The following is an 11,012-nucleotide window of genomic DNA, read 5'->3' as shown; positions in this document are numbered from 1 at the left end:
GTCAGTTGGAGTTCGATTTGCTTTTAAAATCCCTTCTCTGTCCCAACGCTGTAGCGTTTTAACAGATATCCCTAACAATTCAGCAAAATCCTTCGGCTTGTAGTTTGTGATATTTGATGTGTTCATAATATGATTCTCCTTTTGTATGTTTAAACACATTATATCACATTTGACAATATATTTAGTTACTTATATTTTCCTCCTTTTGCTGTTTTTCGGAGTCCATTTTACCATACCCCGGCATGATTTTCAACGCGCCGAAATAATCCCTTTTACCCCAAAAATCCCCTTTTCCCAACAACTTTTCTGTCGTCAGAAAAAGAGGATCGTTTTTTCACTCACGGATAACCTGAAACGTTTTCCACTTGCCCTGTTTGAATCTCCACCAGAAGATGATGCCGCGCACGGACCAGTCGAGGCACATCGCAAGAGCGATTCCCATAACGCCCATGTTCATCCAGATTGCAAAAATCACAGAGAAAATCAGGCGGACGCCGATGGTCGTGAAGAGGGAAATTCCCATTGTGAATTTTACATCTCCTGTCGCACGAAGGCCGCTTCCAAGCGGTCCGGCGTAGCAGAGTGCAATACCGTTGAAAATATTATGCAGCAGTACCAGCCAGAGTGTCAGCCGCTTCGTCTCCTCGGACACCGCATAGAAGGAAAGGACAAACGGTGTGACTGCAAAGACAAGCGCATTCCATGCCACTCCAATGATCAGTGTGATTTTTATCAGCTTGCGGAAATAATACTCCGCCTGATCAGTATCTCCCGCGCCCATGCACTGTCCGATGACGGTGATGAATACTGGGGAAAGTGCACTGCTTGTGAGTGCCGCCATGGACCATATACTCTGGGCAATGCCGTTTGCGGCAATCTGGTAGGTACCAAACAGTGCTACCACACTGGAAAGTGCTACTTTGACGAGCTGGAAAATACCGCTCTCGATACCGTTCGGAACTGCGATACTGAGGATCATTTTCTGGAAGCTCAAGTCTACTTTAAAAATCCACTCTTTCAGATACTGCACCGGATTTCGCTTTGAGAAGCAGAGAACCGTGATAACAGCTGCGGAAAAGATACGCGCAATCAGCGACGGAACCGCAACGCCAGGCACACCTGTATGCAAAGCAAAGACGCCGATACAGTTTCCGACTACGTTGATCACATTCGATGCAATCGAAAGGTACATCGTCGTGCTGGTTTTTCCAAAACTGCGGTACAAAGCCGCTCCCGCATTGTAAATCGCCATTGCCGGATAGGAATATGCCGAGATACGCAGATACGTCACGCATGCCGCCATGACATCATCCTCAACCTTGCCGAACATCAAACGCATCAGCTGTTCGTTGGCAACCAGTACCACTACAGAAATAACAACCGACAGCAATACCGATGCCGTCAGAAGCTGGGAAGCTGCCGCTCCCGCCTGCTCCTTGTCCTTCTTTCCGATATACTGGCTGATGACCACCGCACCGCCGGATGCCAGCGCTGTGAACAGATTGATAAAGATCATATTAAACGCATTGACCAGTGACACACCGGAAACCGCCGCCTCTCCGACAAATCCGATAACAAACACGTCCGCAATTCCGACCAGAGCCACCAGAAGCTGCTCTAGGAAAAGCGGAATAATCAGCTTTTTCAAATCCTGATTTGTAAACATAAAACCCCTCCTGCCATTTTTCTTTCTGTCTCTATTTTAGACATCTAACAGCTCATTTGTCTAATGCTTATTCTAAATGGCAGTTCATACGCGGATTGCATATTACACTTCACAGAAATCTCTTTTCACTTTCTCACACAGCTTGCCATACACACGCTCCACAAACCATGGCTCTGTCGATTTTTCTGCGATCTGCTCCACCGGAATCCAGCCGACTGCGCTGTTTTCATCCGGCTTGCAGCGGATTTCCTGTACCGGGTCTGCTTCCATGAGATATGTCACATTCAGATGGAGATGTGTCGTCACGTACTTTCCGCGCTTCACATGGCCGTCCACCGACAGGATTTCGAGCGAGAATGGCTGATCCGATAAGAGCTTCACCTCTTCAATCCCGGATTCCTCCTTCACTTCTCTTACCGCCACGCTGCAAAGATCCGCATCTCCGTCCGCGTGGCCGCCGAGCCATGCCCAGGAATGGTAAATATTGTGATACGCCATCAGCACCTGCTTCCGATCCGGGCTTACGACCCAGGCGGAGGCAGTCAGATGTGCGGTCTCATTTTCCCGCGTCAAAATATCGCATCCGCTCTCCATCCATTTCAGCAGAATCGCCCGATCCCGCTCTTCCTGCTCATTGTACGGACGGTATTCCCGGATCTGCCGCAGCAGGTTTTCTTTGGCTGTTTCATTCTGCATCCGTTTTCCCTCCCACTTTGATTTTAAACGATTGATAAAAAAGACCCCGGCGCCTGTATTTCTACAGACCGCCGGGGTCTCCTTACGTTTGAACACAAATCATGCTATTGCATGAAAATCCTGATTCGGACAGATTCTGCTTAAATTAAGCGTTCTTCTGAGCGATAGCTGCCTGAGCTGCTGCCAGACGGGCGATCGGCACACGGAACGGTGAGCAGGAAACATAGTCCAGACCCAGTTTGTTGCAGAACTCTACGGAGCTCGGATCTCCACCGTGCTCACCGCAGATACCTACGTGCAGAGAAGAGTTAACCGGTCTTCCAAGATCGATAGCCATCTTCATCAGCTTGCCAACGCCGTCCTGATCGAGTTTTGCGAATGGATCGTTCTCGAAGATCTTAGCGTCATAGTAAGCGTTCAGGAATTTACCAGCATCGTCACGGGAGAATCCGTAAGTCATCTGAGTAAGGTCGTTGGTTCCAAAGCAGAAGAAGTCTGCCTCTTTTGCGATCTCATCTGCAGTCAGAGCTGCTCTCGGGATCTCGATCATGGTACCAACTTCGTATTCAAGGTCGCTGCCTGCAGCTGCGATTTCAGCGTCAGCGGTCTCTACTACGAATTTCTTAACGTATTTCAGCTCTTTGATATCGCCAACAAGCGGGATCATGATTTCCGGTTTAACATTCCAATCCGGATGAGCTTTCTTCACGTTGATGGCTGCGCGGATTACTGCGCTTGTCTGCATCTTAGCGATTTCCGGATAAGTTACAGCAAGACGGCATCCACGATGACCCATCATCGGGTTGAACTCATGCAGACCAGCGATGATTGCTTTGATCTGCTCAACAGATTTGCCCTGTGCGTCAGCCAGTTTCTTGATGTCCTCTTCCTCAGTCGGAACGAACTCATGAAGCGGCGGATCCAGGAAACGGATGGTAACCGGGTTGCCTTCCAGAGCTTCATACAGCTTCTCGAAGTCTCCCTGCTGCTCCGGAAGGATCTTAGCAAGTGCTGCTTCTCTCTCTTCTACGGTTTCAGCGCAGATCATCTCACGGAATGCATCGATTCTGTTGCCTTCGAAGAACATATGCTCTGTACGGCAAAGACCAATACCTTCTGCGCCAAGCTCACGAGCTTTTTTAGCGTCTGCCGGAGTATCAGCGTTTGTACGAACTTTCATGGTTCTGTATTTATCTGCCCAGCCCATGATTCTTCCGAACTCGCCAGCGATGGTAGCGTCTACGGTCGGGATCAGTCCGTCATAGATGCATCCTGTAGAACCATCCAGAGAGATGCAGTCTCCCTCGTGGAACTCTTTGCCAGCCAGTGTGAATTTCTTGTTTGCCTCGTCCATTACGATATCACCGCAACCGGATACACAGCAGGTTCCCATACCACGGGCAACTACGGCTGCGTGGGAAGTCATACCACCACGAACAGTCAGGATACCCTGTGCAGATTTCATACCTGTGATATCTTCTGGGGATGTCTCAAGACGAACCAGAACAACTTTTTCTCCTCTTTCAGCCCATGCAACAGCGTCATCAGCTGTGAAGACGATTTTACCGCAAGCAGCTCCCGGAGATGCTCCCAGTGCTTTTGCCATTGGAGTAGCCTCTTTCAGTGCTTTTGCATCGAACTGCGGATGAAGCAGAGAGTCAAGGTTACGAGGATCGATCATTGCAACTGCCTCTTCCTCTGTTCTCATTCCCTCATCTACAAGGTCGCAGGCGATTTTCAGAGCAGCTTTTGCTGTTCTCTTACCGTTACGTGTCTGCAGCATGTACAGTTTACCGTGCTCTACAGTGAACTCCATGTCCTGCATATCTCTGTAGTGTGTTTCCAGAGTTTTGCAAACTTCTTTGAACTGTTTGAAAGCTTCCGGGAATTTCTCTTCCATCTCAGAAATGTGCATAGGTGTACGAACACCGGCAACTACGTCCTCGCCCTGTGCGTTGGTAAGGAACTCACCGAACAGTCCGTTCTCTCCTGTAGCAGGGTCACGGGTGAAGGCAACACCTGTACCACAGTCATCTCCCATGTTTCCGAATGCCATCATCTGTACGTTAACAGCGGTACCCCAGGAATACGGGATGTCGTTGTCACGACGATAAACGTTTGCTCTCGGGTTGTCCCAGGAACGGAATACGGCTTTTACAGCCTCCATCAGCTGTACCTTAGGATCGGTCGGGAAATCCTCACCGATTTTAGCTTTGTACTCAGCTTTGAACTGCTCAGCCAGTTTTTTGAGGTCATCTGCGTCAAGATCTACGTCCTGTTTTACGCCTTTCTCCTCTTTCATCTTGTCGATCAGCTCTTCGAAGTATTTTTTACCAACTTCCATAACTACGTCAGAGAACATCTGAATGAATCTTCTGTAGCAGTCCCAAGCCCAACGTGGGTTGCCGGAAGCCTGTGACAGAGTTTCAACAACCTCTTCGTTCAGACCAAGGTTCAGGATGGTATCCATCATACCTGGCATGGAAGCTCTTGCTCCGGAACGTACAGAAACGAGCAGCGGATTCTTAGCGTCTCCGAATTTCTTTCCTGTGATTCCTTCCATTTTATCGATTGCTTCCATGATCTGACCCATGATCTCGTCGTTGATCTGTCTGCCATCCTCATAGTACTGTGTACAAGCCTCGGTTGTTACCGTGAATCCCTGTGGTACAGGAAGTCCCAGGTTTGTCATCTCAGCCAGGTTTGCGCCTTTTCCACCGAGAAGGTTACGCATGTCTGCATTACCTTCAGTGAACATGTAAACCCATTTTGCCATTGTTACTTTTCCTCCTACTTGTAATTTTGATAGGTTATAGTAAAGTATTTCCAGATTGCCCTGGATGATACGTTCACCCTATACTGATTGCACCGAAAATAAAGATATCCTCGGGGCGCACACATTTATTTTACCATAAGAATATCTTTAGTCAATAAAAATATGGCAAATTTTCGGTATTTTTTTTAATTTCTGGTTCTGCGTCCCTCTTGTGTCCTATTATATCAGCTTTTGGTTACTTTTTACAGGGTTTTTTGTAATTTTCGCGTAAAAAAAGAAGTATCGCACAATTTTTTTCATTTTACGATACTTCTTCTTCTATTTTTCCTGGTAAATTTTCGGAATTGTTCGATTTTATGATTTCAGAATTACGGTTTTGATTACGAAATACAGCAGCACAATCACACCGAGTACGATACGGTACCAGCCGAAGGCTTTGAAATCGTGCTTCTTGATGTACTGCATCAGGAATTTGATGGCAAAAATCGATACCGCAAATGCCACCAGCATGCCGACGATCATGATCGCCACCTCAACACCGGTAAAGGCAAAGCCGTGTTTTACCAGTTTTAAAAGGCTCGCGCCGAACATAACCGGAACGGCAAGGAAAAACGTGTACTCCGATGCCAGCTCTCTCGAGCATCCCAGCAGGATACCGCCGATGATGGTTGCTCCCGAACGGGAAGTTCCCGGTACGATGGAAAGGAGCTGGAAAACACCGATATACAGCGCATTTTTCCAGGTAATCTCTTTGATTTTTGTTGCAGACAGTGTTCTCGTCTTGTTGTAATTCTCAATGATGATGAAGAGGACACCATAGATGATCAGCATCAGTGCTACGATCACGTAATTCATCAGATGGGCCTCGATCCAGTCGTTGAATGCCAGTCCGATCACGGCTGCCGGCAGACACGATACGACGATCTTGAACCACATGATAATTTTGTCCAGATAACAGTAATTGTCTACAAAGTTCTGCATACCTGCAAAGACCTTGTTGTCGCTTGGATTGGCAAAATAGCTCTTGCTTTTCGCTTTGCTTTTGCCATGAAACGGCCAGAGATCCCAGAAATAGATGACGACAACCGCAAGGATTGCACCGAGCTGGATAACAACTTCAAAAACATTCTTGAAATCAGCTGTCACATTCAGCTTAATAAACTCATCTACCAGAATCATGTGGCCGGTGCTGCTGATCGGAAGCCACTCGGTAATGCCCTCTACGATACCCAGCAGGATAACCTTTAACCACTCAATGATGTTCATACGATATGTACCTTTCTCTTTTTGAATTGGATGCCCTTTTCTGGCATTCTATTAAAAATCTATCATACTTATGCTAAAAACACAAGCGCGTCACGTTTTCTTTTTTGTAAAATCCATTCAAACCCACATTCGGCCAAAAAAGCTCTCTGCCGCTTTGTTTCTGCAGCAGAGAGCTTTTCTTTGCTTTATGCTTCTATCATGCTTATCTCTTGTCGATCGTTGCGATATCGATCAGGGTCAGCTTCTTCACATCTGTATTTTCCAGACTGGTTACGAGTGCGGTTGCGGTATCCAGAGAGGTCAGTACGTTGACACCTGTCTCGATCGCGTTCCGGCGGATGACGAATCCGTCTTTGGAGTGCTCAACACCCTGGGACGGAGTATCGATGACGAGGTCGATCTTGTGGCCGAGGATCAGGTCCATCAGGTTCGGGGACGGCTGCTCGATCTTGTTGGTGCGGATCGCATTGACGCCGTTCTCGTTCAGGGCTTTCGCGGTATTTCTCGTCGCATAGATCTTGTAGCCGAGAGCCTGGAATCTCTGTGCGATCGGAACGATATCCTCTTTATCCTCATCCTTTACGGTGATGATCATGTTTTTGTATTTCGGCAGGTTGATTCCGGCGCCGAGGAATGCTTTGTAAAGAGCCTCGTTGAAGGTCTTTGCAATACCAAGGCACTCACCGGTGGATTTCATCTCCGGTCCAAGGGCGATATCTGCGCCGCGGATCTTCTCGAAGGAGAATACCGGCATCTTGATGGCAATGTAATCTGCCTCTCTCTGCAGACCCGGCTCGTAGCCAAGCTCGCGGATCGTGTGGCCGAGGATGACTTTCGTTGCCAGCGGCACGATCGGGATTCCGGTTACCTTGCTGATGTACGGCACGGTACGAGAAGAACGCGGGTTGACCTCGATGACGTAAACATCCTCACCGCATACGATGAACTGGATGTTGATCATACCGATGACATGCAGGGATCTTGCCAGACGTTTCGTATACTCTACGATGGTGTCTTTTGCATGCTGGCTGATGCTCTGTGCCGGATAAACGGAGATACTGTCTCCGGAGTGAACGCCGGCGCGCTCGATGTGCTCCATGATACCAGGAATCAGGATATCGGTGCCGTCGCAGACTGCATCAACCTCGATCTCCTTGCCCTGCAGATATTTATCAACCAGGATCGGATGCTCCTGTGCGATCCGGTTGATGATGCCGATAAATTCATCGACGTCCTCATCGCTGATGGCGATCTGCATACCCTGTCCTCCAAGGACGTAGGACGGGCGGACGAGTACCGGATAGCCGAGCTCATTGGCTGCTTTTTTCGCCTCTTCTGCGGTGAATACGGTGTGTCCCTTCGGACGCGGGATTTCACACTGCTCCAGGATCTCATCGAACAGCTCACGGTCCTCTGCGGCATCTACGTTCTCTGCAGATGTTCCAAGGATCGGCACACCCATTTTCAGGAGTGCTTCGGTCAGCTTAATCGCGGTCTGGCCGCCGAACTGTACAACGGCTCCGTCCGGATGCTCGATGTTGACGATATTTTCTACATCTTCCGGTGTCAGCGGCTCGAAATACAGTTTATCTGCGATATCGAAGTCGGTGCTGACGGTCTCCGGGTTGTTGTTGATGATGATGGTCTCATAGCCCTCTTTCTTGAATGCCCAGGTACAATGTACGGAGCAGAAGTCAAACTCGATACCCTGTCCGATACGGATCGGGCCGGAACCAAGGACGAGGACTTTCTTTCTGTCGTTTGTCTCGACAGCTTCGTTTTCGCCGCCGTATACGGAATAGTAATACGGTGTGGTTGCTGCGAACTCAGCGGCACAGGTATCTACCATCTTGTAAGCTGCGGTGATATCATACTGTTTTCTTAACGCTTTTACTTCTTCTTCGGTCTTTCCTGCCAGTTTTGCCACCAGATAATCCGGGAACTCAAGGCGTTTTGCTTCGCGCAGCAGATCCTCATCCAGCTCTTTGGCCTGTAATGCCTGCTCCATCTCAACGAGGATAGCCAGCTTATCGATGAACCATACATCGATTTTGGTGATCTCGTGGATCTCGTCGTAGGAGATGCCCTGACGGATCGCCTCTGCGATTCTCCAGATTCTCATATCGTCTACGATGTGAAGCTCTTCGATCAGCTCGTCTTTTGACAGGTGGCTGAAGTCATAGGACATCAGGGAATCTACGTGCTGTTCCAGGGAACGGATGGCTTTCATCAGCGCACCCTCGAAGTTGTTGCAGATACTCATAACCTCACCGGTTGCCTTCATCTGTGTGGTCAGGGTACGTTTTGCACTGATAAACTTATCGAACGGCAGACGCGGGATTTTTACAACACAGTAATCCAGCATCGGCTCGAAGCTTGCGTAGGTTTTTCCGGTAATGGCGTTCGGGATCTCATCCAGAGTGTAGCCAAGTGCGATCTTTGCAGCAACCTTTGCAATCGGATAACCGGTCGCTTTGGAAGCCAGTGCGGAAGAACGGCTGACACGCGGATTTACCTCGATAACACAGTACTCGAAGCTGTCCGGATTCAACGCATACTGTACGTTGCATCCGCCGGTGATACCGAGCTCGGTGATGATGTTGAGTGCGGAAGTACGCAGCATCTGATACTCTTTATCTCCCAGGGTCTGGGACGGTGCTACGACAATACTGTCTCCGGTGTGAACGCCGACCGGGTCGATGTTCTCCATGTTGCAGACGGTGATGCAGTTTCCTACGCTGTCCCGCATTACCTCGTACTCGATCTCTTTCCATCCGGCGATACATCTTTCAACGAGTACTTCGCCGACACGGGAAAGACGGAGTCCGTTCGAGAGGATCTCGATCAGCTCTTCTTCGTTGTAAGCGATACCGCCGCCGCTTCCGCCGAGGGTGTAAGCCGGACGCAGTACAACCGGATAACCGATCTTGTTGGTGAAATCGATACCAGCCTGTACATCATGGACAACCAGGGATGCCGCTACCGGCTCGCCGATTTTTTCCATGGTATCTTTGAATTCCTGACGGTCCTCTGCTTTTTTGATGGTCTGTGCTGTGGTACCGATCAGGCGTACGTTGTTTTCTTTTAAGAAGCCTTTTTCTTCGAGTTCCATCGCAAGGTTCAGTCCTGCCTGGCCTCCCAGAGTCGGAAGAACGCTGTCCGGTTTTTCCTTCTGGATGAGCTGCTCTACCACTTCTACGGTCAGCGGCTCGATGTAAACGCGGTCTGCGATGTCTTTATCGGTCATGATGGTTGCCGGGTTGGAGTTCAGAAGAACAACTTCCATTCCCTCTTCTTTCAGGGAACGGCACGCCTGTGTTCCTGCGTAGTCGAACTCTGCTGCCTGTCCGATGACGATCGGACCGGAACCGATAACCAGAACTTTTTTAATATTCGGATTCTTTGGCATTATTTGTTACCTCCCATCATCTCAAGGAATCGATCAAACAGGTATCCGGAATCCTGCGGGCCAGGGCATGCCTCCGGATGGAACTGTACGGTAAAGATGTTTTTGCCGACGTATTTGAGTCCCTCGTTGGTGCCGTCGTTGACGTTCACAAAGGCCGGAACTGCCACATTCGGATCCAGGGTATCGGTATCTACGACATAGCCGTGGTTCTGGGAAGAAATGTAAACTCTTCCGGTTGCAAGGTCCTTGACCGGGTGGTTTCCGCCGCGGTGGCCGTATTTCATCTTGTGGGTATCTGCGCCGGTAGCCAGTGCCATCAGCTGATGTCCAAGACAGATTGCAAAGATCGGTACATTGGAATCGTACAGTTTTTTAATCTCTTTGATAATGGATACGCACTCTTTCGGATCTCCAGGGCCGTTGGACAGCATGATTCCGTCCGGATTTGCGGCGAGGATCTCTTCTGCTGTAGTAAGCGCCGGATAAATGGTCACTTCGCATCCGCGCTCATTTAAGGAACGTGCGATGTTGTTCTTTGCGCCAAGATCCAGAAGTGCAACTTTAAAGCCTTCTCCTTTTAAAACTGATTTTTCAGAGCAGGTTACCTTTTCTACAACTTTTCCGGTATTATACGCTTTTAATTTTGGAATAATTTCATCGAGGTGATAATTTTCGTTGGTCGTGATCATACCGTTCATGGTACCTTTTTCACGAAGAATTTTGGTAAGAGCACGAGTATCGATTCCGGCGATTCCGGGAATATCGAACTTTTTCAGGAAATTCTGAATGGTGTCCTGGCAACGGAAGTTGCTGGGGAGACGGGATAATTCTCTTACAATATAGCCATCCGGCCAGGGTCTTAAGGACTCCTGATCATCATAACAAATTCCATAGTTTCCAATAAGAGGATACGTCATACATACTGCCTGTCCCGCATAGGATGGGTCGGTCAGCACTTCGAGATATCCAGTCATGGATGTATTAAATACGATTTCACTGATCACTTCTTTTTGTGAACCAATGCTGGTTCCGGTAAAGACATGCCCGTCTTCTAAGATTAGAAAAGCTTTCATCATTCCACCGTTTTCCTTTCTTTTTCGTTCGGTTTTAGGTTTGCATAAGATATGCGTCTCATACTTTAATCTTTCAGATTCTATCACAACCAGGGAAACATTTCAACTATTTTTGTCGAATTACGG

At 48.5% G+C, this 11,012-nt stretch carries 7 protein-coding genes; all 7 read right to left on the bottom strand.

Annotated elements, in window-relative coordinates; translation table 11 throughout:
- Positions 1–111: MerR family DNA-binding transcriptional regulator (locus DWX00_RS10600; RefSeq protein ID WP_118595196.1), on the bottom strand; the 111-nt coding region annotated here is incomplete at its 3' end.
- Between the two features lie 223 nt (positions 112–334).
- Positions 335–1,666 carry an MATE family efflux transporter gene (locus DWX00_RS10595; protein WP_118595189.1) on the bottom strand — a complete coding sequence of 444 codons (1,332 nt, stop codon included), beginning with the start codon at positions 1,664–1,666 and terminating at the stop codon, positions 335–337.
- Positions 1,667–1,768: 102 nt separating this feature from the next.
- On the bottom strand, positions 1,769–2,362 hold the full coding sequence (locus DWX00_RS10590; protein ID WP_022462955.1) for an NUDIX hydrolase: 594 nt from the start codon (positions 2,360–2,362) through the stop codon (positions 1,769–1,771).
- 145 nt (positions 2,363–2,507) lie between these two features.
- The gene (gene ppdK / locus DWX00_RS10585) at positions 2,508–5,138 is read right to left on the bottom strand and encodes a pyruvate, phosphate dikinase (protein ID WP_118595188.1); all 2,631 of its coding nucleotides are present in this window, start codon (positions 5,136–5,138) and stop codon (positions 2,508–2,510) included.
- 354 nt (positions 5,139–5,492) lie between these two features.
- Complete coding sequence (locus DWX00_RS10580; protein ID WP_118595187.1) at positions 5,493–6,404, bottom strand: undecaprenyl-diphosphate phosphatase; 912 nt, start codon at positions 6,402–6,404, stop codon at positions 5,493–5,495.
- 202 nt (positions 6,405–6,606) lie between these two features.
- A complete protein-coding gene (gene carB / locus DWX00_RS10575) occupies positions 6,607–9,813 on the bottom strand; it encodes a carbamoyl-phosphate synthase large subunit (RefSeq protein WP_022462958.1) in 3,207 nt (1,068 codons plus the stop codon).
- Positions 9,813–10,886 (bottom strand): carbamoyl phosphate synthase small subunit, encoded by a 1,074-nt coding sequence (locus tag DWX00_RS10570; protein WP_055219571.1) that lies wholly within the window; start codon positions 10,884–10,886, stop codon positions 9,813–9,815. The genes carB and DWX00_RS10570 overlap by 1 nt, the downstream gene beginning before the upstream one ends.
- Positions 10,887–11,012 lie beyond the last annotated feature (126 nt).

This window comes from Blautia sp. AF17-9LB, from assembly GCF_003479185.1.
Taxonomy (GTDB): Bacteria; Bacillota; Clostridia; order Lachnospirales; family Lachnospiraceae; genus Fusicatenibacter; species Fusicatenibacter saccharivorans.
The sequence above is the reverse complement of the archived record's forward strand: the minus strand, read 5'-3'. Positions and strand labels throughout refer to the sequence as shown.

Bases quoted from the DNA above. Each gene is read 5' to 3' on its own strand.
- DWX00_RS10570 (WP_055219571.1), bottom strand. From the start codon at position 10,886: ATGAAAGCTTTTCTAATCTTAGAAGACGGGCATGTCTTTACCGGAACC.
- DWX00_RS10595 (WP_118595189.1), bottom strand. From the start codon at position 1,666: ATGTTTACAAATCAGGATTTGAAAAAGCTGATTATTCCGCTTTTCCTA.
- DWX00_RS10580 (WP_118595187.1), bottom strand. From the start codon at position 6,404: ATGAACATCATTGAGTGGTTAAAGGTTATCCTGCTGGGTATCGTAGAG.
- DWX00_RS10590 (WP_022462955.1), bottom strand. From the start codon at position 2,362: ATGCAGAATGAAACAGCCAAAGAAAACCTGCTGCGGCAGATCCGGGAA.
- carB (WP_022462958.1), bottom strand. From the start codon at position 9,813: ATGCCAAAGAATCCGAATATTAAAAAAGTTCTGGTTATCGGTTCCGGT.
- ppdK (WP_118595188.1), bottom strand. From the start codon at position 5,138: ATGGCAAAATGGGTTTACATGTTCACTGAAGGTAATGCAGACATGCGT.